Origin of the sequence: Allomuricauda sp. XS_ASV26 (genome assembly GCF_041224615.1) — a bacterium.
GTDB classification, from domain to species: domain Bacteria; phylum Bacteroidota; class Bacteroidia; order Flavobacteriales; family Flavobacteriaceae; genus Flagellimonas; species Flagellimonas alginolytica.
On the sequence record NZ_JBGFGK010000027.1, the window covers coordinates 138510 to 160338 of the forward strand.

Consider the following 21829-nt stretch of genomic DNA (forward strand, 5'->3'; position numbering starts at 1 on the left):
AAAAATCAAAAGGGTTGCATCTGGAATCTTTTTTTTCCCAGAAAAGAAAAATCAATGACCGCAGCCTTAACTGCATCAATCTGAATGTTGGGTCCTACCAGAACTGAATGTGAAATAAATAGGTAAATGGGGCAATAGAGACCGAATACAGGTACGATCAAAAATCAGTACTGCACTTTAACTAAACTTAACATCCCAAGGATTGGATATACCAAAAATGTAAAGTTAGGCAAGGGGTTAGGAAGCAAAATAGAACAGCATAAATCTAGCATACAGCTCCATCATTGAAGCTATAATTAAACCTGGGGTTTGAAAATCAGTATAGTTCGATTATAAAGAATACATATGAAATGGACCGAGATGGACGGCCATTGGAGTGATTGGAATTAGATGGTCAAAACACCATAAGAGTTGTACCAAAATCCCTACTATCCATACTTCGCCGCTAAATGGGTTTTTCTATACGAAGACGGTGTTTCCCCCACCATATTTTTAAACACTGTATTGAAAACGGACTTACTGTTGAACCCAGCTTCGTACAAAATCGATAATATGGTAACGTCCTGATCAGTATTCTCCAAAAGGTTTTTGGCCTCTTCGATACGGTAAGCATTTATAAAATCGTAATAATTTCCTTCATAATAGGTGTTGATAATTGCCGAAGTGTTCCGTGTAGACTCCCCTATGGCATCGGACAAATCCCCGATTTTTAAATCAGGAATTTTATAGAGCTCCTTTTCTTGGACGATACGGCACAAATCCTCGTATTTCTTTCTTGTTACTACATCACTGGAATAAGTTTTTACAACTTTTGGCACCAGTGTGTTATAAAAATATTCAGGATTTGAAAAAAGCATGAATAGGGTAATATTTGCCAATACAATCAATAGCAACATCCCCAAAATAAGGCTGAGCTGAGAAAGCACATGGGAAGCAAGCATGGTCGAATTGACCAGGAACAATAGCCATACCATCAAAAAAATAATCAATATCAACTTTATCCATTTGGAGACCTCCCTGCTTTTTTTGGAAGTAGCCTGGTACTTGCCAAAAATCCACAGGCTAGCCAATGTGTACCCGATTACCTGAATAAAATACAGACTCTCAAAGGTGTTCCTAAGGTTCGCCATCAACTTAAAGCCAGCACCTGAACGATCTATAAACAAATAAAAAACAACAGCGATGCTGAGCAATGAAAATATGATGAATGGGATAAAATGAATTCTATGTCGTTTAATGGAAACTTCACCTTTGGTTATGTGTTCCGAAAAGAAATACAGGAATGGGGCATAAAAAAAAAGAAAGGAATTCATCAAGACTCCCAGTCCATAAATCCAAATGCTATCAGGAAAGGATTCTCCTATAATCAAATCATTACTTAGCAATGTGAGTCCTTTTCCCAATAAAAAAAATGAGAAAACATAAATTGCCGGGTCTAGCTTACGCTTGTTGTACCAGATAAAGCCGGTAGCCATCAAAAAATTAAAAGCCGCAATGAGCTGTATGATATCCATGTTAACAAAAGTACTTTTCCATCCGCTATTATAGGGACGTTAAGATAATTTGATTAATAATTTTTTCCTAAAACTTTATGACTCTTCTTCAAAAACAATACTTCTAAAAACAGATGTAACCATTAAAACATTGACTTATCGGTTCTCTACTTAAGTTCCAGACAATACATTTTCGATCGGGAAAAATAGCCATAGGGTTGAGCCCAAAGCTGCCAGCCTGTCAATGACAGGTGTTCTTCTTAAACAAATAGATAAATGAAGCATGATAGGACTTAATATAGAACGATTGTCAAAATAGGACATTAGAACTGTGATTAGGTTACAATCTATAAAATCGGTTTACCTGTAACCTATGTGATTGTTATGGCTTTCCCCAAGATATTCTTTGGAAAGCTCCGAAAACGTCCTTCGAACAAAAATCTTTGGAACTGAAATCAACCCAATGGCAATAAAAACCGCAAAAAAAGCCATGTGGATGTTATTGATACAAAGCAGCAATTTGGGATAAAAGGAAACCGACCTTCATTGTCCATTACATTAAATACATCCTTGCTGATGTACACTTGTTATCACCCTCCATACAGTTGTTACAAAAAGTATACATAATCGGAAAAAATCCGATTATCCAATCATGAAATGACAATATCAGGTTGTATATATGGAACAAACACTTCATTCGAAAGTACATCGATTTGATCTTAAGACACCAATAAATGAATCGTTAAAACATCTTCAACCGATGCTCAAGTATTTTGGAATACTTTTCTTTCATGTCATCGGAAAGAAAAGAAATCGATATTAAATCCTTCCATTTCTGTTTTGCCTTAAACATGTCCTGAAGTATAGTTTCTATAGTTTTTTCGTTCAATTGCAATCGCTCCTTCGCATAATAATCCGTAAAGTCCGATGCTTTTAAATTACTTTTTTTTCCTTTCAGGGTCAATGCAATCTCTTCTTCAGGGTTTTTGATCGCAATGGAGGAGTTCAACAAATCGTATGCAGGTGCCAGCGTCGTTTTACCATTCTTTGTAATTAGGGAAAAGTTTTTAAGGTGCATATCCTCATTTCCAGTCACAAAACAAAAAACTATTCTCTTGAAGAATTCCACTTTCTCAACCACAGGAAACGTACAAAATTCCTCAATAACGGGTACCAATTTCTCCATACTAAAACGATACTTGGTATCTCTGGTATTTCCAGTCAATTGAGCAAAATCTTCCGTTGCATATTTTTTCCCTTTACCATATCTGTCAAAACGCTTGATAAAATAGGACAGACTTCCATCCTTGCCATAAACCATTCCATGAAAGGGCACATTGATACCAAGGACCTTGGCCATCCGCATGGTCAGGTCCTCATTCTCCGGTAATTCCGGAAAAATATCATTTTGGGGTTTTATGATGTAGGTTCCGAATTGATCCACTACTTTAAACTCTTGTTCGACCACGGAAATATTCGCACTTAATTTAGGCTGTACTCCCTGTATGGATAATTTCTTTGCCCTGTTTGCCGCCTCTCTCCTCAATTCCGAGGCTGTATAGGGCAAATCATTTAAACCGGTCAACTTGGCAGCAATCATTTTGAGACCTTTCTCACTATATTTTGCCATACCGCAAGGTTCATATGTGATAGGACACCTATTCATCTTCCATAGGTTTTACGGTTACTGCACCTACCAAATCAGCACCAGTGGCCATTAATTGGGAGAAATAATCATTGTGGTCAATTTTGGAAATCTTAAGTAGTCCTTCCAACATAATACCTTCAGGCAACAATCCTTCAAAAAAGGGAGGGAACCCATTAAAACTGAATTCCTTTTGATCAACGGGCATGGTCAATGAAATCGCCTGACCACTGTAATCATCATCATATGTAAACATATACTCCTGAGGAGAGATTTCCGTTAAAACACCCGCCCTTTTTCCATGGGTATATACCACTGCCTTTCTCATACGTTTTCAGTCAATGGGCTTTTAAATTCCACTTCTATGTTCAATACCTGGAGCACGGCAAGGATGTTGCTCCAACCAACAGTCTCCTTATTTTTTTCGATATCAAAGACGGTTGTCTTACCTATACCGGCCAAATTGGCCAGTTCAAGCTGTGTCAGCCTTGCTTTCTTGCGATGGTTTTTAACCATCAAACCTAAATTAAAATCCGACATTTTTACCGTTTAAACAGTAAATATACGTATTTCATCAATTAAATAGTTGTTGAAACCAATTAATTTGATTGTAATTACCGTTATAGCAGTAATATCACCTATTAATATCAAGTTCTCTAGTTAAACTAGTGCAATGGCTAAATATTACCGCTAAAACAGTAATTTTACGAGATACTCATCTTTCCAAATCCTTATTTGAAAAAATTGACTAGAGGGGAAACACTGTATAATCGCACTTCCAGCCAAAGCTTAGTATTGAACAGATTATTTATACTGTTTAAATAGACAGCATTTAAAAGAACCAACATTTAGACCATATGAATTCGATCATCTTATATCACATTTAATTGATAATCAAATGTTTAATCATAAAGTAACCTATTCGGTGAGCATAAAATTAAAATGGACCCGAAAGCCCAATAAATAAAGGGATTCCAAAGGTAGGTTCTGGTGCCTCCGGCTCCACTGATAAAAGCTGCCGCTTAGGCGGCTTTTTTTGTTTTGAACCATTCAAAAATTATCGATCCAATTAAACTTTTCCTTAATTATTTCTTTCTTTTTTACTTCTAAATAATCTAAAAAGGCAACGGCTGCCGGAGAAAGGTTTTTGGACTTTAACCATATCAAATTCCACGTGGTCGTAATCGGAAGCCCTTTTAAATGAACAATTTTTAAATCTTTGTTCAACAATTCATTTTTTATACCGATCAATGGCATAATGGAACAACCCAACCCAGATATAACTGCCTGTTTAACAGCTTCGTTAGAGGTTAATTCTAATTTCTTGTTTACTCGAAAGCTGTTTTTCGCCACAAAGCTTTCCATGGCATTTCGGGTAGCCGAACCTGGTTCTCGATAAATTAATGGGATTTTCTCGAACAATTTTGTTTTACTAGGGTTTTTGGGCAATTCCCTTTTATAATGGCTCACATAAAATAACTTGTTCGGCATTAGTTCAACGCGCTCAACATTCAGTTTTTCGGGCAAAACGGACACCAACGCAAAATCCACTTCGTTCAGTTCCAAACTTCGGATTACTTTGGTCTTGTTGGTTACATCCATAATTAGATCGATACCGTTATGTTCGCTCATAAACTCTGACATAAAATATGGCATTACGTACTTCCCAGTGGATACGACGGATATTTTTAACCGCCCCGATAACTTACCTTGATAGGCCATGGTACGGTAATTAATCTCCTGGACCTGATTAACGATCTTTTCTGCAGCAACGGCAATTTCCTTTCCAAAATCCGTGATAAAAAGTCGTCGTCCGACCACTTCGGTCAATGGAATTGGAAACTGATCCTGAAAATTTTTTAGCTGAATTGACACTGCTGGCTGGGTTAAGTGCAACTCTTCAGAAGCCTTTGTAATACTCTGTAATTCAGTTATTTTAAGAAATATCTGAAGTTGATGCAATGTATAGTTCATAAATATTTTTAATGCTTGTTATTATAAATATAAATAAAAATTAATGATTAATATGGATAATCTTTGCAATCAAAATCACAGTAAAACAACATACACATGGAAACAAAGCAAGTCGCCAAGATCTTGACCGAAACAAAAAACATCCAACTGGTGGATGGAAAATTCACCCCGACCGAAGCATCGGACGTGATTACTTCTTTGATCAATGAAAAAATCAATTTTCACAAAATCCAAAGATTAAAAATTTGGGAAGGTGACCATCATCGGAAAACCAATTTGTTGGACAGTCGGATAGACGAGCTGGTAGAAGAAAAGAAAATAGCTAAAAAAATTGTAGCCGAAGCCAGGAGCCAAGGTAAAAACCTGAGCATAAATGGCATATTACAAATATCGCTCGAAGATTGACTCATTCTTTTCAACATTCAAAAAGTTCAATAAAAATTCATTTTCAATGGAACTATCAAAAAAAAACACAACAACACTATTGGGCCTCCTTCTACTATTAGGGTTTATAGCGCTTTCTTATTTAGAAGGATCTCTATTCCTGGATAAAATACTCCTATGCAGCTTTATTCTTGCCGTAGTGTTGTTGGCCAATCTGCAAAGTGGGGTGCGCCGCAACATTACCGGTAAAAAACAAGATAACGGATAATATATCAAGAGCCACAGAGACTATGACTACATTGACCAGTACATCTAAAACATCTTCCATAAAAAAGCACTTTTCTGGAGCTATACATATATTATTTTGGTTGGCCTTTTTGGCCAACCTCATCCCTATTTTAATTTTATATCCGGATATTCCAGAGTGGAAATGGTACGGCATTTTTAGAATAAACGGGTTTACAGCCTTACTGTGGACTACGTTCACATTTTTTAGTGCCATTATTGGCAAGTATGCGCTATCCTACTTTAAGGATGAAGACCAAAAAAACACATTCATGGGGTTAGGTCTTGCTTTTACCATAACGGTGATGCTCTTCGTAATCTCCGACCATCTCATTCTATTTATTGTGTTTTGGCTACTTATGGGAACAATAATGTCCAGGTTAATCGGAATGCAATCCCAATGGGGTGATGCAAGGGAAGCTAAAAGGTTTAGTCGACGTAATTTTGTTATTGGGACCGGTTTTTTAAGTATAGGCCTTCTTCTACCTGCATCGTACAACAATACCATCACGATAACTGAATGGGTTGCCCAAGTTAGTGCCACACCAGGTTTTATAAAAATAATCTCCGCATTGTGCATAATAACTGCTGCACTGATCCAATCCGCATTATTTCCATTCCATAAATGGTTATTATCCGCTATGACGGCCCCTACGCCTGCATCTGCATTGATGCACGCAGGATTTGTAAACGGCTCCGGAATATTGTTAACCTTGTTCGCACCATTATTATATGCTTCCAATACACTGGAGATCCTACTGGTCATAGGCGGCCTCACGGCAATCCTAGCCCAATTTACAAAGCTGATCCAGGTTAATGTTAAACAACGTTTGGCATGTTCTACCATTGCCCAAATGGGTTTTATGATCATGCAATGTGGGCTCGGGTTTTTTAATGCGGCAATAGCCCACCTTATTCTGCACGGGTTTTATAAGGCATACCTTTTTCTTGCTTCGGGAGAGGAGATTGAGAAAACAAGACCAAGTACCCGTCCGAAAATCAGAATGAAATGGTTCCAAGCTCCTGTTGTTCTGCTGTCCAGTGTACTTGGAGCATATACCTTTGTTTTGTTTACGGGGAAAAATGTACAACTGGATAGTAGTATTTTCCTCATACTGATAGTTTCCATAACGGTAGGCCAGGTGACCTACAATATCGTGAAACAGAGTCCACTATCCGGAATTCAGAAAATTTTATTGCCTCCCCTACTTTTTATCTCGGGCATTGGGACGTACTCCCTATTTTATAATGGTGTTACCACTCTAATGTCGGACTTGCCATTGGTGGCCGCCCCCACTCCCCTATCCCCCGCACAAGTTGTTTTTGGCATAGTTTTCCTCATTGGGTTTTTCTTCATGAAGTTGGGGTTCTATCGCAAGATTCCGTGGTTATATGTCAAATTGCTCAACCTTTCACAACCGAAAAACCGAACCATTTTAATGTACAAATCCAAAATCCAATGAAATCCACAAACCTTATATATCAAATAGAGGAAGCTTCCAAGGTTATTGGTAATACCTGGCCCCTGTATTCTTTCGTAACATCCAATCCTTTGAACGACCTACAAGATCTAAACTTTTCCGAGGCGGTGGACAAAATAAAATCACTTTTAGATGCCAAAGTGTATCCGAGTGCAACAATGTTTCGCAAAGCATGGGATAACGGAGAAATTAAAAAAAACGAATTGGTTCCACTTTTAAAAGAACATGGTTTCAATACTACACCGGCAGGTTGCCTGGAAATAATGGGTTGCGAATCAATATTGGAAATCAAAAATCAGAACCACCAGCTGGATAGAATTATGGTTAAGTGGCTATCAACTTTTTTGGATGAAGGTTTGGCCGAATGGGAAATGCCAGGTAAGGATCGTGGATTTTATATGGCATGGAGACAGCTGGTTCCTTTTGATGCCGAATCGGGCAAACCATTTTTAGCCAGCATTCCATCTTTAAGCGAGCAGGCACTATCACAACTTACCGAGGGATGCACAAATGAAGAAATACAATCTATCTTTACACATCATTTAGCGGCATTACCAGGTTGGGCAGGTTACATTAAACACAGAAACCTCCAGCCGCATGCCTGGCAAGATGCTTGCCCTATACATCTTCAAGATTACTTGGCCGTGCGACTATGGACGGCAAAATTACTACAGGTAGATATCCTCCCAAAAACAACAAAGGACAAAGACAATTCCGAGGTACAACAACTTAAATATATTTGGCTGAAAGCATGGGAAAAAAGTTGGCAAAAACGATTAATGCAGAAGCTAGAAAAAGCCTCCACTTGGACAGCAAAAGAAGCAAACCGAAAAAGTGTCCCTGACGCCCAATTTGTTTTCTGTATCGATACTCGCTCGGAAATGATCCGAAGACATGTAGAGTCCACAGGAAACTACGAAACCTTTGGATACGCAGGGTTCTTTGGCATTGCCATGGATTATGAGAATCCGAAAGACGGTCTATCCCATAAATCGTGCCCACCGATTTTAGATTCCAGCTATGCCGTGTCCGAATCGGCACAAAAAAATAAGAATGAGCAGAGAAGAACCCTGGATCTACAAATTGAAAAGCAAAGGTTTTGGAACTATTTTCTAAAAAGAATGAAAAACATGTTGCCCTCGAGCTTTGGCTTTGTCGAAGGTTCCGGGTTTTTCTATGGACTGCAGATGTTTTTAAAAACAATGGTGCCCGGAGCAATGTACAACATGTCCAAAACCAACGAGGCATCCTACGAATCCGCTTGTGAGCCACATTTGGAAAACAAAGGTTGTAACTCATCATCAGAATTGAATATCTCAGCGGAGGAAAAAGCAATGCTGGTTAAATCGGCCTTTGAACTAATGGGATGGAAACAATTTGCGCCGCTTATTCTTTTTATAGGACATGGGAGTCATTCAGCAAATAACCCATATGGTTCCAGTCTGGATTGTGGTGCATGTGCCGCTAGTCCGGGAAGGCATAATGCCCGTTTGCTTGCCAAGCTGGCCAATGAACCCGAAGTTCGGCAAATCCTGAAGGACAAGTTTCTGATTAAAATACCTGAAAGAACCTACTTTGTAGGGGGCGAACACAATACCACTACGGATCAAATCGTACTTTTTGATTCCACAATACCGAATTCTCATAAACAACAGATAAGTATACTACGGAAAGACTTGCGCAAGATTCAAGAAACAGCAACCCAGGAAAGGCTGGGCATTAACACCGGAAGTATTTATCGCGCCCAGATCAATGCGAGCAACTGGGGCGAAACCAGACCAGAATGGGGATTGGCAAAAAATGCAAGCTTTATAATAGCACCAAGGGCCACTACGCAAAACTTGTCCTTGGATGGGCGTTCTTTTTTGCATTCCTATGATTGGAAAACGGACAAAGATGGTAAAATACTGGAAACCATAATGCAAGGTCCTATGGTAGTTACCCAATGGATCAATAACCACTACTACTTTTCTACAGTGGACAACAACACATTTGGTGGCGGAACCAAGGTAACGCACAACATTACAGGTAAATTTGGAGTGGTCCAGGGGAATGGGGGCGATCTTAAAATAGGTCTTCCGTGGGAATCGCTATACATTTCCAAGGAAACCCCATTCCACGCTCCCCTTCGACTATCCGTTGTAATACAGGCACCTTTGGATACGGTAAGAGCGATTATTAACCAAAACAACAACCTAAAATCATTAATCGATAACGAGTGGATCTATATCATTGTTATGGACCCTTTAAAAAATGGAGCCTTCTACAGTTATCAAAAAAACTTGGGGTGGTCCTCAAACTCAAAAAAGAAAGTTATACCATCTAAAAGCAAAACCGAGCTTGAAAAAAACATGCCCGAAAAAGTTCTGGCATAACCGATTGTTCTTAATAAGTAGGAGCAAGTTTGATTTGAACGTGAAACCTGTAAATGAAAGTTTACAGGTTTTTTCTTGCCCTATCTTAGCTGGAAAAACCAGGTTAAATAAATTTAATGGGGAATCTTTCGAACTACAGCTCCCTAATTTTAATATTCCTGAACCAAGTCTCAAAATACCAATATTGCAGAGAAATCTTGCCTTCGGTAGTTTTTCCGAATTCCGGATATTTGGATAAATGGGTGCCTTTTATCTTTTCTCTCCACTCGTCCGAACCCAAGTCTTCCTCTGCTGTAAGAATACCGTTCAAATAAAACTCAATTTTGCCATCGACTTGTTTTATTCTTGTCCTGTTCCAGTCTCCTTGTTTTACTTCTACCTTATTTTGTTGTGGTGAAAATGCATACAGACATCCGGGGCGTTTAACTGGAACATCGTAATCCATGTGGTCGGCACCCAAAATTTGATATTCTGGACCACTCTGCCATGCCGTGGGGACATCTGGCAGTTCCTGTACGTTTATAAAAATACCGCTGTTTCCATTTCCGACGACCTTCCATTCCAACAAAAGCTCATAGTTCGAATATGATGTATCGGTAACCAGATCGCCTGCGGATAAAGATTCGTTCTTTGTGTTGCTATGCAATGTCCCATCTTCTACTTCCCAAACCGAATCAGCCGTTGGATCATTGTACAAATGCCATCCATCCAAGGTCTCTCCATCGAACAGCAATTCCCACCCTTGCTCCTTTTCGACTTCCAGTAATTGATTGTGAACCGCATTTTCCATTGCTTCCTTTTTAGTGCGCCATATGTTGGTTTCTTGCTCTTTTTTCTCTGTCTTACAGGATAGAATCACCACTACCAGAATACTTCCAAATATTTTCTTGTTCATAAAGGTTCAAAGAATTTTCAAATGTGCTGTGCTTAAAGATAGAAAAAGTAATCTACTCACTTTTGCCGACCTTCACTATAATGGGTAAAGCAAAGGTGACCTAGGTCACTTAGAAAAAAATGGGGTTTTTATACCTTGCGATATCAATTCTAAAAACAATGAAAGGAAATTTTGCAACATTGATCAACAGTGAGCAGTTAACACTGATCGATTTTTCTGCCGAATGGTGCGGTCCCTGTAAAATGTTGGCTCCTATTTTAAAACAGGTAAAAGATGAAATGGGCGATGATCTAAAAATTGTAAAGATCGATGTGGACAAAAATCAAAGTCTGGCCAATACGTATCAGGTAAGAGGGGTTCCAACCCTGATTTTCTTTAAAAACGGTAAACAACTCTGGAGGAAATCAGGAGTACTCCAAAAAGCAGAACTGGTTCAGCTTGCCAAGTCCTTCTTATAAATAAACCGTATCCATTATTCAAATAAATGAATCACCAAAAATGGCACTGTGGTATTAAAGGTTACTTTTTTAATCACAGGCTCACGGGTCAGTCGCTCAAAAAAAGTATGGTCCTGATTGATCATTACTACCATGTCCAGAGCCCTATCCATGTCAACGACCTTTTGTATGGTTCGGTTTACGGAGTCCTCTTTTTCAATCTCAAAAAATTCATATTCAACATTTGTCAACCGTTTTTCCAGTGCCAATTTGGAGGCTTTTTGTTCTGGCGTTAGGTTATCCATACGTCCTACGTGGGCAATCCATAATTTGGCATTGAAATGCTCTGCCAAGCTCAAAACCGGTTTCAGTTCATAGTTTTCGAACAGGTGCTCGTACCCGGTGGCCAAGAGAATGGCATCCATTTTACCATCAGGTCGATAATCGTCCGGAACCGCAATTATGGGACAAAAATCGATATCCTTGATCACTTTGTAGGTGTTACTTCCCATAAATACTTCCTTTAATCCTGAAGACCCCTTGGTTCCCATCACCACATAATCTATTTCTTCCTTGTAAACTGTTTTTCCCACGGCATTTACCAAGGTACCGGCAACTGACCGTAGAATAAACCGATGTTCTGGATCGGTATCGATTTCCTGAATTTTTTTCAACTCTTGGTTGAGCTCACGTTCGGATTGTTCTTTCATCAAGTTATACAATCGCGTATCGTTGGCCCCTGCCATTTTAGTGGACAGTCCTGATGCACCTACTTGGTAGGAGTTAAGGAGAAAGAAATCGCAAGGAACGCCCTTAAAGGTTTTTAAAGCATAAGCTATGGCGTTCCAAGAGTTTTTGGAAAAATCCGTTGGCAGTACAATCCGCTTCTTTTTCATCTTGTTCATCTTTTTAAATTCTGCATTACCATAAACGGTATCTTGATCTTTAAGCCGAGCAGGTCCACCGTTGATCTATACAGCATGTCTTCAAAAAAAGAATGTCTTGAATTCATCATAACCAACATGCCCGCCTCTTTTTCCGCTATTTTTTCGAGTATAACTTCTGCCTTGTTTTTAATGGGGGCTGTTTCAAAATACAGATAGGGCTTAGTGAGAGTCTCTTCCAAGAACAGCTTGTTGTCCGCTTGTCGGGGACTGAGCTCATCAAAATCGGTGATGTACAAACAATGCACTTTGGATTTAAACTTGCCGGCCAGGTCTCCCAATAATTTAAGTTCCCTACGTTTATAAGGCAGTAAATAATCGGTCGGGAAAAGAATCGCTTTTGGTTGTTTGTATTCAAAACCCTCTGGCACGGCCAAAACAGGACATTTTACATACTTGAATATTTCTATGGTATAACTACCGAACGTTGTTTTATGATCACTGGTTTCCCCTTTGGTTCCCATGATCACCAAATCGATATTCATTTCATCCACAAAATCATTGACACCATCGACCAGGTTATCAAAACAGGCTACAGTTTCAAAATTATGCAGCGGGTTGGGCGGTTCCCCTATAACAGAATCGATCAATTCATCCAGTTTTCGCTCAACGACCTGCTTTTTCTCTTCTTTAATTTTATCAATTCCGTCTTTGTTTGCCGTATTGTACTCTCCATATACCTCTTCGGCAAAGGCATGCAGCACAAAAAAACAACTGCGCTCACATTTGTACAGCTCTTGGGCATACTGTAGTGCATGCAGTGCATTTTTAGAAAAATCGGTAGGGATCAGTATGGTTTTCATGGGTTCCTCGCTTTTCCCAAAGATAGCCCCCAATAAAGTGCAATAAAATGATATTGGTCAATCCCAAAGCCTATGCAACAACCCGCAGCGTTTTATCCGAAAGTCATTTACCTATAAAAAGTGCAAATTGAAAAATACAACCCGAAAACCTATTTCCACATTAATTGAATGCCGTAGAAAACTTCCAACTGGTTTTGTGGTTTTTATTTAATGGCAAATCCAATAACAGGCTTCTTAACATTTCGATGGGCATTCTGCCTTCGTGCATCACCCGGTCGTGGAATTCCTTCTCTGACCAACCTTCTGCCAAAAGTTCATTTCGAAGGGCATAAAATTGCAGGCCTCCCATCATATAGGCCAATTGATACAAGGGTGGATAACTGGTGGTAAAGGAACGTCGGACTTCGCCTTCGGCATTGGCGTATTCGTGACCAACCTCATCCACCAACATATCGATACATTCCTGTGGTGTCATTTCCCCCATATGGAACTTGAGCGAAAATATGATCCGTGCACAGCGGTGAATTCTCCAGAACAACATCCCCATTTTTTGTTCAGGTGTCTGAGGAAACCCTTTGTTCCAAAGAATTATTTCCCAATACAAGGCCCATCCTTCGGTCCAAAATGGAGTGTAAAATGCATTTCGATAAGGTTTATGGCGACTGGTCATAAAATACTGGAGGTTATGCCCTGGCAACAACTCGTGATGGACAACGGCTCTCGAGAAATTGGGATTATTGCCACGCATGCTCATCATTTTGTAATCATGGTCCATTTCCTGCGTTGGGTATGATATGATGATATCCCTTCCCCCCAAAAAGAAAGGGCTTACCTTTTGCCTTTCCGGGCTCATCATTTCCATTCCCCATGTTTCTTTGGCCAGTTCGGGCAATGTGATTAAATCGCGCTCCTCAATAAAATCGACCGATTGCTTATAAAGTTCCATAATGGCCTCTGGCTGCTCTCCTTCGGGAACATAGGTGTTTTTTACATGCTCTAGCGCCGCTTTCCAATCATCTCCATAACCCAACTCTCGAGAGGCTTTGATCATTTCTTGCTTGCACCATTCATATTTGGTTTGGGCCACTTTAATGAGTTCCTCTGGCGTGTAAGGAATAAACTCCATCTCCAAGCTTTCTTGCAGTGCATCTATACCAATAGGTTTGCCCACAATACCACTACCATCGTCCTTAATGCTATTCTTCGAATAATTTTCTTTTAGGAATTCCGCATAGACCGTCAATTTATCATACAATAAGTTATAGGGCCTATCCACCCACCATGTAAAATCCGGGTCGTACCTATAATAGAAATCAAAAGCATTTTTTAATCCTTTTTGAAAGGAAATTACAATGGATGATGCTTTATCCGCAGTTTGCCAATCTTTAAAAGGTTTACTGTTTGATGGCCGCATTGCATTGTCCAAAACTTTGGTCGCATCTTGCATGATTTTTGCCAAATTCTTGGCATCCGGCCTTTTTCCTCTTCGTCTCGCTTGAATAAAAGAAAGCAATGGGGCAGTAAAATCTACCACATGTGCCACTTCTAAATATTTTTTGTATTCCTGGTCAAGAAAATAGTCCGCTTTGGTCACGGAGTTTTTTAAAAGGATATAATCCACTTTTTCCTGTTGGTTCAAAGTGGAGAAATCCATTTTCTCCAATCGATTATGCCAATTATCATAAAATTTGTTGAAGCGCTCATAATACTCTTCGGATTCTTCCATGATGTAGATATGGTTCAATGCCCTGGTATCTGCCCTAAACTCATCGATCCTATCCGCCAAATCACTATTCTGTGCCATAGCTTGAAGCGAAAATAGAAGTGCGACCATCCACATGGTTCTATTTCCCAAAAAATGCATTGATTTGTTTTCCATATCTCTTGATTTTTATATCACTTGAAACCCGTGTGCGTAGGGATCATCATCATCGATAACAATAGTATTGTACCCTGTAACCTGCGCCCAACCTTGAATACTGGGTATAATGGCTTTTTTATCCGCCAAGACCGATTCCTTTTCTACAATTCCAACAAACTTACTACCAATAAAACTTTCGTGGATATAAGGTTCACCAATCTTCAACTTGCCCTTGGCATATAATTGTGCCATACGGGCCGAAGTGCCTGTGCCGCATGGGGAGCGATCGATTGCTTTATCCCCGTAAAAAACGGCATTTCTTCCAGAAGATGTTGGGTCTATGGGGTCACCGGTCCAAAGCATATGGCTCACATCCCTAATGGTACTATCTTCCGGATGTATAAATATATTCGGATATTTCTCATTGATGCGCTTTCTTACTAGTTGGGAAAAATGTATAATTTGACCTGCGGTAAAATTATGTACTCCTTCAAAGTTTTTCTGTGGATCTACTATTGCATAATAATTTCCGCCGTAGGCCACATCAAAAATCAACTCGCCAAGCTCAGGACATTCTACGGTCAGGTTTTCTTCCGCTAGGTACGATTTTACATTGACCAAACGAACCCAATCCACTTTTTTTCCGGTTTGCCTGTATTCGATTTCCACCAAACCAGCCGGTGCTTCCATTCGGATTTTTCCCGGAACTTTAGGTTCAATGAGCCCTTCTTCCAAGGCTACGGTAATGGTGCCTATGGTTCCGTGCCCGCACATGGGCAAACAACCGGAGGTTTCAATAAACAGTATAGCAAAATCGTTTGCCGGATCGTGCGGTTCGAGCAAGATACTGCCACTCATCATATCATGGCCACGGGGTTCGAACATCAACCCCCTTCGAATCCAATCGAAATCCTTTAAAAAATGTTGCCGCTTCTCGCTCATGTTCTTACCCTGTAAATTTGGGGCTCCACCGGCAACTACCCTTACCGGGTTTCCGCAAGTATGGGCATCTACACAAAAAAATGTTTTTCTCGCCACTAGCTATTTTTTTAAATGGTCCGGCAACAATTCCATGGGAAACGATTGATAGCTAATCGGTCTTACCCATCGTTTTATGGAATGGGTTCCAACCGCGGTAAATCTGGAGTCGGTAGATGCGGGATATGGCCCTCCATGTTGCATGGACGGACATACTTCCACTCCTGTTGGAACTCCGTTGTAAATTATTCTTCCAACTCTGTTTTGAAGGGAATCCACTATCTCCACAAGGTTTAAATCGTCATCTTTTTCTGCGATCAAAGTGCCTGTGAGCTGGCCTTCCAATCCATCGATAATCTGGATAAGCTCTGCTTCGTTTTTACACTGGACCACCATACTGAATGGCCCAAAAACTTCTTGGTGCATTTTAGGGTTCTTTAAAAAGGCTTCGCCAGAAACGGAGGCAATTACAGATGCGGCATCGTTGGGATTTAGCTCCCCTTCATATTTGGCAACTACTTCGACTCCATCCTGCGACAGCACATCTTCTCCTTTTTTCAGGTATCCTTTTTTAATATTCGGATGCAACATACTTTGTGGTGCAATAGCAATGGTCTCCTTTGCCAAATTTTGAACAAATTGCTCGGTATCGGCAGTTTTAATAGTCAGCAAAAGTCCTGGATTTGTGCAAAATTGCCCAGTTCCCAAGGTGATGGAACCTGCATAGGTCTTGGCCAGTTCGTTTCCCCGTTTGGAAACGGCTCTTGCCGAAATGATCACCGGATTGATGCTTCCCATTTCTGCGAAAACCGGTATGGGTTCTTCACGTTTTGTTCCCAAATCGAAAAGTGCCCTACCTCCACCAATACTTCCGGTAAACCCAACGGCCTTTATTTTAGGGTTCGTAACCAAATCCACTCCAGCTTGCACACCTCCATTTATACTGGAAAAAACGCCTTGTGGCATTCCTGTTTTTTCGGCGGCCTTTACAATGGCCAGAGCCACTAGTTCGTTGGTACCAGCGTGCATGGGATGCGCCTTTACCACAACTGGACATCCTGCTGCAAGGGCACTTGCTGTATCCCCGCCTGCCGTTGAGTATGCCAAGGGAAAATTACTGGCCCCAAAAACGGCAACTGGCCCCAATGGTATCATGGTTTTTCGAAGATCATCCTTTGGCATAGGTTTCCTGTCCGGCTGTGCAGCATCGAAAGTATTCTCACGCCAGTCATCGTTTGCAATCAATTCGGCAAAAGAGCGTAATTGAAAAACGGTCCTCCCCCTTTCACCAATGGCACGTCCTTCCGGCAAACCTGACTCCAATATATAGGTATCCACCAAAACCTTGTCCAATGCCAAAATCTCATCTGCAATCGCATTAAGAAACTCTGCTCGCATCTTTCCGGGCATCTTTCTGTATATTTTAAAAGCCAACCATGCCTTCGCCACGGCCGCTTCTATTTCATCCGAAGTCGCCTCGATGTGCACTGTAGGGTTTTGAATATTTTTTTTGGGATCTACGGTTCTAAATTCAACATTGCCATCTGCTTTAAACTGCCCTCCTATACAGTTTTTACCTGTAATCATATTATGCTATTTATATTTTTATAATCCGGTAGTTCCGGTCTGTTTCTCATTGCCGTTTCAATCACATTTAGCACTCTTGCCCTTTCCGCTCCCTCTAAAGGCAAGCGAGGAGCCCGAACATGTTCCGTACCAATGCCTGTGGCCACCTCGGCCAGCTTTATGTTTTGAACCAATTGAGGGCTAATATCCAACTCCAATAGCGGCATAAACCATCTATAAATTTTAAGCGCTTCTTGAATTCTGTTGGCCTTCACCAACTCGTAAATGGCCACGGTTTCTGCTGGAAAAGCACAAACCAATCCAGCAACCCACCCTACTGCTCCAATAACCAAGCTTTCCATTCCAAGGGTATCCACTCCCGTGAACACCTTTATTCTATCCGCAAATCTATTTTGTATCCGGATAACATTGGTAATATCCCGGGTCGATTCTTTTATGGCTTTTATATTCTCACATTCGATCAACTCCTCCAACATATCCAAAGTTACCTCTATTTTATAATCCACTGGGTTATTGTACAACATAATAGGTAGGGAAGTACTGTTGGCCACCGCTTTAAAGTAAGTCACGGTTTCCCTATCGGTGGATTTGTAACGCATCGGTGGCAAAAGCATCAATCCATCTGCACCTGATTTTTCGGCCCTTTGAGCTGCTGCAATAGCCCCTTTTGTGCTTTGCTCTGCCACATTCATGATCACAGGAATTTTTCCTTCCGTTAGTTCTACACATTTCCTGATCAGGATTTCCTTTTCCTCTTGCTCCAATGTACTTGCCTCACCTAAAGTGCCCCCTAAAATAATCCCGTGTACACCAGCTTCGATTTGTGCTTGAATATTTTTTTGGAACATTACAAGATCCAAAGCATCCTCTTTTGTAAACTTTGTTGTTACCGCAGGCATTACGCCTTCCCATTTTACCATAGTTTCTAAAATTATATGATTTAAAATTACAAAGAGACCGGAAAGGTAGTTTATAGTATTATTAGCATATTTTGATACTATATTACCCTATTTTTGACATCAAACTTGTAATTAAATCAATTTAAGCTCACCCATGAAGGTCTTACCCTTTAAAATCCCAAAACCAAAAAATGAAGCTCTCGTTTATCAAATAGATAGGGAACATGTTTTTTATGACCAATTGCACCAACATGGAGAAATCCAGATCAGTTATGTGGAAAAAGGTTCAGGTACATTGATCGTAGGCGACCGTATAAACGATTACAAAGCTGGGGACATTCTTGTAATCGGCAGTTACATTCCTCATGTGTTCCGAAGTGATGCCCGGCACAAAGAGGAGTCCTTAATGCACACCCTTTTTTTTAATCAAGATGCCTTTGGCAAAGACTTTTTTCAACTGGCAGATCTATCGTCCACCCAAAATTTCTTTAAAAAAGCGGAGTTTGGTATGATGGTCTTGACTCAAAAAACTAAAATAATCCCCCTGTTCGATTCACTGTCCAAACAAAGCAAAGTGGAACAGATCTCCTCACTATTATTGATTATACATTATATCAACAAGTCCAAAACCGTTCCGCTTTCTTCTTTTATCTACAGAAAAAGTTTTTCGGACGACGAGGGAAAACGAATGGGCAAAGTTTATGACTATGCCATGGAGAAATATGGTGAGAACATCACCTTGGAGGAAATTGCTGAAAGGGCCAACATGACGAAGAATGCTTTTTGCAGATATTTTAAAAAACGAACCAACAAGACATTTTTTCAATTTTTGATCGAGATACGAATCGAGAATGCCTGTAAACTGATGCTTAAACAACCTGAGCTGTCGATCGGGACCATAGCCGAACAATGCGGGTTTAACAATATTGCCAATTTCAACCGAAAGTTTAAAACATACAAACATTGTACACCAACACAGTACCGTGCGCAATTTTAATACAGTGAACCTAGTTTTTGGAAGCTGCTGAGTTTATCCATAATTTCATTCTTTTATTAGAATCAGTAATTTGTACACCATAATCGACATAGAGACAACGGGAAACGGAGTCAAGGGCAACAAGATCACCGAAATATCCATTTTTAAATATGATGGAAATCAAATTGTGGATGAATTCACTTCTTTGGTGAACCCGCAAAGCCCCATCCCCTATTTTATTACCGGGCTCACGGGAATCGATGATCAAATGGTACAAAATGCTCCAACTTTCCTTGAGATTTCCGAAAATATAATGAGTATTACGGAGGGCTGTATTTTTGTGGCGCACTCCGTTAATTTTGATTACGGGGTGATCAAGGAAGAGTTTCGGCAGATTGGTATCGATTTTACTAGAAAAAAGCTCTGCACGGTACGTTTGTCCAGAAAGTTGATTCCAGGTCTAAATTCATACAGTTTGGGCAAATTATGCTCCGCCATCGAGATTCCATTGACGGACCGGCACCGTGCGCGAGGAGATGCACACGCTACGGTTCTTCTATTTGAACAACTCTTGGCCAAACCGGATTCGGAAACGGTGTTCAAAAAGTTTTTGAACGCCCGAAGCCAAGAAGCTACCCTTCCGCCCCATTTGCCCAAATCGGTATTTGACCGTATTCCCCAGAAACCGGGCATCTACTATTTTATGAACCAAAAAGGGGAGATTATTTATGTGGGAAAGGCCATTAACCTAAAAAAACGGGTGTTGGGACATTTTTACGACAAAAGCCGAAAAGAAATTCAAATGTGCAGCGAGACGGCCAACATTGATTTTAAACTCGCGGGGAGTGAACTGGTAGCTCTTTTAATGGAATCTGCGGAGATCAAACGGCTATTCCCACCCTATAACCGTGCCCAAAAAAGAATGGGAAAGCAGTACGCCATATTCTCTTATGAGGACCGGAACGGAATAACACACCTGGCTTTCAACACTATTAAAGGGGTGCCCGACCCATTGAAGATCTTTCATAACCAAACGGATTGCAGAGCGTATCTCGAGGAGATATGCAAAAGCTTTTCGTTGTGTCCAAAATACTGTCATCTACAACAGACCACATCGGCCTGTTCCCATCATCAAATTACCACATGCCAAGGCATTTGCAAGGGAGAAGAATCCGTTGCCGATTATAACGGAAAAGCGCAGGAAGCAATACAACACATGAAAATGCTCGCTTCCGAAGTGAGGGTTATCAAAGAAAAAGGAAGAGAACCCAATGAAAACGCCATAATCCTAATAGCCGATGGTGTGTACAAGGGCTTTGGATTTATTGATACGGACATTGAAATTTCTTCTTTAGAGGATCTAACGGCTTTTATCACTCCTCAAAAACATACGGTGGAAACGGAAAGCATACTTACACAATACCTTTTAAAAGAGCCGACCACCCAAATATTTAACGTCGCCACATAAAAATGCCCCCAAAATCGGGGGCACTTTAAAACACAAATAACTACAACAAGTTAAAGTAAAGTATTATTTAAACTGAGCAGTTTCCGTACTATCTTTCATGGCCATGGTGCTCGCTTTTCCCGAAGTAACCACGTTTTGCACCATATCAAAATAGGACGTACCCACAAAACCTTGGTGTTTTACCGCTTTAAAGCCGTCTTTTTGCAAAGCAAACTCACGTTCTTGCAATTCTGAATAACCGGCCATACCCCTTTCTTTATAGGATTTTGAAAGTTCGAACATACTGGTGTTGAGGGCATGGAAACCGGCAAGTGTAATAAATTGGAACTTGTAGCCCAAAGCGGCGAGTTCCTCTCTAAAACCTTCCATTTCCTTAACGGATAGTTTTGCAGCCCAATTAAAGGATGGCGAACAATTATAGGCCAACATTTTATCCGGATATTTACTGTGGATGGCCTCAGCAAATTTTCGTGCTTGTTCCAAGTCGGGGTTCGAAGTTTCCAACCAAATCAAATCGGCGAATGGAGCATAGCTCAGTCCACGGTCGATACCCTGATCTAGACCATTGTTCACATAAAAGAAGCCTTCTGGAGATCTTTCGCCCGTTAAAAATTTATGATCTCTGTCATCAATATCACTGGTCAACAGATTTGCCGCATCAGCATCGGTACGAGCAATAATTATTGATGGTACACCCATTACATCGGCAGCCAATCGAGCTGCAATTAACTTATTTATGGCTTCTTGGGTCGGTACCAGAACCTTTCCCCCCAAGTGCCCACATTTTTTGGCAGAACTTAACTGGTCTTCAAAATGCACTCCGGAGGCTCCGTTCTCTATCATGGATTTCATCAATTCATAGGCATTGAGGTTACCTCCAAAACCTGCTTCTGCATCGGCCACGATAGGCACCAAATAATCTTTTTTCGCCTCGATTTCATTTACCGTTTGAATTTGATCGGCGCGCAAAAGGGCATTATTGATCCGTTTAACCACCATGGGCACGCTATTGGCCGGATACAATGATTGATCGGGATACATTTCCCCGGCCAGATTGGCATCTGCCGCTACTTGCCATCCGCTCAAATAAATGGCATCCAGTCCGGCCTCGACTTCCTGTATGGCCTGGTTACCGGTCAATGCGCCCAGACCTGCAACAAAATCTTGGGTATTCAATTTTTTCCATAGCTTTTCGGCACCTAAACGTGCAATGGAATGGTCTATCTCATAAGACCCCCGAAGCTTTATAACTTCTTCTGCGGTATACGGGCGTTCCACACCTTTCCATCGCGGGTTAACGGTCCAATCTGTTACCAATGCTTGAATTTTCTCCTTTTTTTCCAT

The 21829-nt window shown here is 40.6% G+C and carries 20 protein-coding genes; 7 read left to right on the forward strand and 13 right to left on the reverse strand.

Translation table 11 applies throughout. From position 1 onward, the window contains the following. Positions 1-428: 428 nt before the first annotated feature. From AB9K32_RS02255 to AB9K32_RS02275, 5 genes are all read right to left on the reverse strand, one after another. Positions 429-1514, reverse strand: a complete 1086-nt coding sequence (locus tag AB9K32_RS02255) for a helix-turn-helix domain-containing protein (protein ID WP_369884235.1) — start codon at positions 1512-1514, stop codon at positions 429-431. Between the two features lie 721 nt (positions 1515-2235). Further along, the gene (locus tag AB9K32_RS02260; RefSeq protein ID WP_369884236.1) at positions 2236-3123 is read right to left on the reverse strand and encodes a HipA domain-containing protein; all 888 of its coding nucleotides are present in this window, start codon (positions 3121-3123) and stop codon (positions 2236-2238) included. 28 nt (positions 3124-3151) lie between these two features. Continuing rightward, complete coding sequence (locus tag AB9K32_RS02265; RefSeq protein ID WP_247043446.1) at positions 3152-3466, reverse strand: HipA N-terminal domain-containing protein; 315 nt, start codon at positions 3464-3466, stop codon at positions 3152-3154. Then, complete coding sequence (locus tag AB9K32_RS02270; protein WP_369884237.1) at positions 3463-3678, reverse strand: helix-turn-helix domain-containing protein; 216 nt, start codon at positions 3676-3678, stop codon at positions 3463-3465. The genes AB9K32_RS02265 and AB9K32_RS02270 overlap by 4 nt, the downstream gene beginning before the upstream one ends. Before the next feature lie 510 nt (positions 3679-4188). Then, the gene (locus tag AB9K32_RS02275) at positions 4189-5112 is read right to left on the reverse strand and encodes a LysR family transcriptional regulator (RefSeq protein ID WP_224837497.1); all 924 of its coding nucleotides are present in this window, start codon (positions 5110-5112) and stop codon (positions 4189-4191) included. A 96-nt stretch (positions 5113-5208) separates the two neighbouring features. On the opposite strand from AB9K32_RS02275, the gene AB9K32_RS02280 reads away from it, so the two are divergent. Genes AB9K32_RS02280 through AB9K32_RS02295 form a run of 4 tightly spaced genes read left to right on the forward strand, consistent with a single transcriptional unit; the run spans position 5209 to position 9637 of the window. Beyond that, positions 5209-5517, forward strand: coding sequence for a hypothetical protein (locus AB9K32_RS02280; protein ID WP_224837496.1), 309 nt, complete (start codon positions 5209-5211; stop codon positions 5515-5517). Between the two features lie 46 nt (positions 5518-5563). Further along, on the forward strand, positions 5564-5764 hold the full coding sequence (locus tag AB9K32_RS02285) for a hypothetical protein (RefSeq protein WP_293293997.1): 201 nt from the start codon (positions 5564-5566) through the stop codon (positions 5762-5764). 22 nt (positions 5765-5786) lie between these two features. Beyond that, positions 5787-7244 carry a proton-conducting transporter membrane subunit gene (locus tag AB9K32_RS02290; RefSeq protein WP_369884238.1) on the forward strand — a complete coding sequence of 486 codons (1458 nt, stop codon included), beginning with the start codon at positions 5787-5789 and terminating at the stop codon, positions 7242-7244. Beyond that, on the forward strand, positions 7241-9637 hold the full coding sequence (locus AB9K32_RS02295; protein WP_369884239.1) for a DUF2309 domain-containing protein: 2397 nt from the start codon (positions 7241-7243) through the stop codon (positions 9635-9637). Before AB9K32_RS02290 ends, AB9K32_RS02295 begins: the two co-directional genes overlap by 4 nt. A gap of 133 nt (positions 9638-9770) precedes the next feature. Here the strand turns inward: AB9K32_RS02295 and AB9K32_RS02300 are convergent, their stop codons facing one another. Continuing rightward, positions 9771-10532, reverse strand: a complete 762-nt coding sequence (locus AB9K32_RS02300; RefSeq protein WP_369884240.1) for a DUF1080 domain-containing protein — start codon at positions 10530-10532, stop codon at positions 9771-9773. Positions 10533-10690: 158 nt separating this feature from the next. Between AB9K32_RS02300 and trxA the strand changes: the two genes are divergently transcribed. Further along, positions 10691-10990 (forward strand): thioredoxin, encoded by a 300-nt coding sequence (gene trxA / locus AB9K32_RS02305; protein ID WP_252080491.1) that lies wholly within the window; start codon positions 10691-10693, stop codon positions 10988-10990. Between the two features lie 14 nt (positions 10991-11004). On the opposite strand, the gene AB9K32_RS02310 is transcribed toward trxA, so the two are convergent. From AB9K32_RS02310 to AB9K32_RS02335, 6 genes are all read right to left on the reverse strand, one after another. Continuing rightward, the gene (locus AB9K32_RS02310; protein ID WP_338196425.1) at positions 11005-11865 is read right to left on the reverse strand and encodes a universal stress protein; all 861 of its coding nucleotides are present in this window, start codon (positions 11863-11865) and stop codon (positions 11005-11007) included. 5 nt (positions 11866-11870) lie between these two features. Next, positions 11871-12716, reverse strand: coding sequence for a universal stress protein (locus tag AB9K32_RS02315; protein WP_293293987.1), 846 nt, complete (start codon positions 12714-12716; stop codon positions 11871-11873). Positions 12717-12876: 160 nt separating this feature from the next. Then, positions 12877-14595 carry a DUF885 family protein gene (locus AB9K32_RS02320; RefSeq protein WP_369884241.1) on the reverse strand — a complete coding sequence of 573 codons (1719 nt, stop codon included), beginning with the start codon at positions 14593-14595 and terminating at the stop codon, positions 12877-12879. A gap of 12 nt (positions 14596-14607) precedes the next feature. Then, entirely contained in the window at positions 14608-15615 is a 1008-nt protein-coding gene (locus AB9K32_RS02325) for a 4-hydroxyproline epimerase (protein ID WP_293293983.1), read from the reverse strand. Between the two features lie 3 nt (positions 15616-15618). Continuing rightward, complete coding sequence (locus tag AB9K32_RS02330) at positions 15619-17142, reverse strand: aldehyde dehydrogenase (NADP(+)) (protein ID WP_369884242.1); 1524 nt, start codon at positions 17140-17142, stop codon at positions 15619-15621. Beyond that, on the reverse strand, positions 17139-18062 hold the full coding sequence (locus AB9K32_RS02335) for a dihydrodipicolinate synthase family protein (RefSeq protein WP_224837485.1): 924 nt from the start codon (positions 18060-18062) through the stop codon (positions 17139-17141). Before AB9K32_RS02335 ends, AB9K32_RS02330 begins: the two co-directional genes overlap by 4 nt. A gap of 133 nt (positions 18063-18195) precedes the next feature. Here AB9K32_RS02335 and AB9K32_RS02340 point away from each other — a divergent pair, with 133 nt between their 5' ends. Further along, positions 18196-19038, forward strand: a complete 843-nt coding sequence (locus AB9K32_RS02340) for an AraC family transcriptional regulator (RefSeq protein ID WP_369884243.1) — start codon at positions 18196-18198, stop codon at positions 19036-19038. A 70-nt stretch (positions 19039-19108) separates the two neighbouring features. Beyond that, positions 19109-20485 carry an exonuclease domain-containing protein gene (locus AB9K32_RS02345; protein WP_369884244.1) on the forward strand — a complete coding sequence of 459 codons (1377 nt, stop codon included), beginning with the start codon at positions 19109-19111 and terminating at the stop codon, positions 20483-20485. 63 nt (positions 20486-20548) lie between these two features. Here the strand turns inward: AB9K32_RS02345 and aceA are convergent, their stop codons facing one another. Continuing rightward, positions 20549-21829, reverse strand: coding sequence for an isocitrate lyase (aceA, locus tag AB9K32_RS02350; protein WP_369884245.1), 1281 nt, complete (start codon positions 21827-21829; stop codon positions 20549-20551).

Bases quoted from the DNA above. Each gene is read 5' to 3' on its own strand.
- AB9K32_RS02280 (WP_224837496.1), top strand. From the start codon at position 5,209: ATGGAAACAAAGCAAGTCGCCAAGATCTTGACCGAAACAAAAAACATC.
- AB9K32_RS02335 (WP_224837485.1), bottom strand. From the start codon at position 18,062: ATGGTAAAATGGGAAGGCGTAATGCCTGCGGTAACAACAAAGTTTACA.
- AB9K32_RS02270 (WP_369884237.1), bottom strand. From the start codon at position 3,678: ATGTCGGATTTTAATTTAGGTTTGATGGTTAAAAACCATCGCAAGAAA.
- AB9K32_RS02285 (WP_293293997.1), top strand. From the start codon at position 5,564: ATGGAACTATCAAAAAAAAACACAACAACACTATTGGGCCTCCTTCTA.
- AB9K32_RS02265 (WP_247043446.1), bottom strand. From the start codon at position 3,466: ATGAGAAAGGCAGTGGTATATACCCATGGAAAAAGGGCGGGTGTTTTA.
- AB9K32_RS02295 (WP_369884239.1), top strand. From the start codon at position 7,241: ATGAAATCCACAAACCTTATATATCAAATAGAGGAAGCTTCCAAGGTT.
- AB9K32_RS02340 (WP_369884243.1), top strand. From the start codon at position 18,196: ATGAAGGTCTTACCCTTTAAAATCCCAAAACCAAAAAATGAAGCTCTC.
- AB9K32_RS02275 (WP_224837497.1), bottom strand. From the start codon at position 5,112: ATGAACTATACATTGCATCAACTTCAGATATTTCTTAAAATAACTGAA.
- trxA (WP_252080491.1), top strand. From the start codon at position 10,691: ATGAAAGGAAATTTTGCAACATTGATCAACAGTGAGCAGTTAACACTG.
- AB9K32_RS02300 (WP_369884240.1), bottom strand. From the start codon at position 10,532: ATGAACAAGAAAATATTTGGAAGTATTCTGGTAGTGGTGATTCTATCC.
- AB9K32_RS02330 (WP_369884242.1), bottom strand. From the start codon at position 17,142: ATGATTACAGGTAAAAACTGTATAGGAGGGCAGTTTAAAGCAGATGGC.
- AB9K32_RS02310 (WP_338196425.1), bottom strand. From the start codon at position 11,865: ATGAAAAAGAAGCGGATTGTACTGCCAACGGATTTTTCCAAAAACTCT.
- AB9K32_RS02260 (WP_369884236.1), bottom strand. From the start codon at position 3,123: ATGGCAAAATATAGTGAGAAAGGTCTCAAAATGATTGCTGCCAAGTTG.
- AB9K32_RS02315 (WP_293293987.1), bottom strand. From the start codon at position 12,716: ATGAAAACCATACTGATCCCTACCGATTTTTCTAAAAATGCACTGCAT.
- aceA (WP_369884245.1), bottom strand. From the start codon at position 21,829: ATGGAAAAAAAGGAGAAAATTCAAGCATTGGTAACAGATTGGACCGTT.
- AB9K32_RS02255 (WP_369884235.1), bottom strand. From the start codon at position 1,514: ATGGATATCATACAGCTCATTGCGGCTTTTAATTTTTTGATGGCTACC.
- AB9K32_RS02320 (WP_369884241.1), bottom strand. From the start codon at position 14,595: ATGGAAAACAAATCAATGCATTTTTTGGGAAATAGAACCATGTGGATG.
- AB9K32_RS02290 (WP_369884238.1), top strand. From the start codon at position 5,787: ATGACTACATTGACCAGTACATCTAAAACATCTTCCATAAAAAAGCAC.